Source organism: Variovorax sp. P2_H12 (genome assembly GCF_056403395.1).
The window spans coordinates 1-1,904 of sequence record NZ_JBFUFO010000097.1 but is presented as its reverse complement, the minus strand read 5'-3'; the positions used below and the strand labels follow the sequence as shown (position 1 = coordinate 1,904).

General features: G+C 67.2%; 1 protein-coding gene. It reads right to left on the bottom strand.

Features of this window, described 5'->3' with window-relative positions; all coding sequences use genetic code 11:
- A partial coding sequence (acs, locus tag AC1DYK_RS35320) for an acetate--CoA ligase (RefSeq protein WP_478170511.1) occupies positions 1-1,904 on the bottom strand: 1,904 nt, incomplete at both ends.

Below are 1,904 nucleotides of genomic sequence, written 5' to 3'. Positions count from 1 at the left end.
AGCTGTTCCAGAATGGCCGGATTCTCGAGCGTCGAGGTGTCCTGGGTGATGGCCTCGCCCTTGGCAAGGCTGCGCAGCAGGCGCCGCATGATCTTACCGCTGCGCGTCTTCGGAAGATTCTCTCCAAAGCGGATGTCTTTGGGCTTTGCGATGGGTCCGATTTCCTTGGCCACCCAGTTGCGCAGTTCGGCGGCGACCTTGCGGGCCTCCTCTTCCGTGGCCGGGCGTCCGCGCTTGAGCACCACGAAGGCGCAGACCGCCTCGCCCGTCACGTCGTCGGGCCGGCCCACCACGGCCGCCTCGGCCACCAGGTCGGTCTTGGCGACCAGGGCCGATTCGATTTCCATGGTGCCCAGCCGGTGGCCAGAGACGTTGAGCACGTCGTCGATGCGCCCCGTGATGCGGAAGTAGCCGCGGTCCGCGCTGCGCACCGCACCGTCGCCCGCGAGGTAGATCGTGCCGCCCATCTCCTCGGGGAAGTAGCTCTTCCTGAAGCGCTCGGGATCGTTCCAGATGGTGCGGATCATCGAGGGCCAGGGCCGCTTGATCACCAGCATGCCGCCGGCGCCATTCGGGATGTCCTTGCCGGTCTCGTCGACGATCGCGGCCATGATGCCGGGCAGCGGCAGCGTGCACGACCCCGGCACCAGCGGCGTGGCGCCCGGCAGCGGCGTGATCACATGGCCGCCGGTCTCGGTCTGCCAGAAGGTGTCGACGATCGGGCACTTCTCGGCGCCGATGTTCCGGTGGTACCACATCCAGGCTTCGGGATTGATCGGCTCGCCCACGGTGCCGAGGATGCGCAGCGACGACAGGTCCCAGTTCTTCGGGTGCACCTTCTCGTCGCTGTCGGCGGCCTTGATCAGCGAACGGATCGCGGTCGGCGCGGTGTAGAAGATCGAGACCTTGTGCTTCTCGATCATCTGCCAGAAGCGGCCCGCATGCGGGAAGGTCGGGATGCCCTCGAACACCACCTGCGTGGCGCCGGCGGCCAGCGGGCCGTAAGCGACGTAGGTGTGGCCGGTGATCCAGCCGATGTCGGCGGTGCACCAGAACACGTCCTCCGGACGGATGTCGAAGGTCCAGTCCATCGTGAGCTTGGCCCACAGCAGGTAGCCGCCGGTCGCGTGCTGCACGCCCTTGGGCTTGCCGGTCGAGCCGGAGGTGTAGAGGATGAAGAGCGGATGCTCSGCGCCCACCGGCACCGGCGGGCATTCGCTCGCCTGGCCCTGGAGCGCCTCGCCGAAGGTCTTGTCGCGCCCGGCCTCCATGTGGCAGGCGGTSGCGGTGCGCTGGTAGACCAGCACGSWCTTGATCGATTCGCAGCCGCCCAGGGCGATGCCGTCGTCGACGATCGCCTTCAGCGGCAGTTCCTTGCCGCCGCGCAACTGGTAGTTGGCGGTGATCACGGCCACCGCGCCGGCGTCGATGATGCGTTCCTGCAGCGCCTTGGCCGAGAAGCCGCCGAACACCACGCTGTGGGTGGCGCCGATGCGGGCGCAGGCCTGCATCGCGATCACGCCTTCGATGGTCATCGGCATGTAGATGACGACCCGGTCGCCCTTGCGGATGCCTTCGGCCTTGAGCGCATTGGCGAACTGCGAGACGCGCGYCAGCAGTTCCTTGTACGTGACCTTGGTGACCACGCCGTCGTCGGCCTCGAAGACGATCGCGGTCTTGTTCTCGACCGGCGTGCCGATGTGCTTGTCCAGGCAGTTGGCCGAGGCGTTGAGTTCGCCGTCCTCGAACCACTTGTAGAAAGGCGCATTCGATTCGTCGAGCGTGCGCGTGAAGGGTTGGGTCCACACCACGTTGGCTTGCGCCTGGCGGGCCCAGAAGCCGTCGAAGTCGTCCGCGGCCTCCTTGCAGAGGGCGTCGTACGCCGCCATGCTGGCGATGCGCGC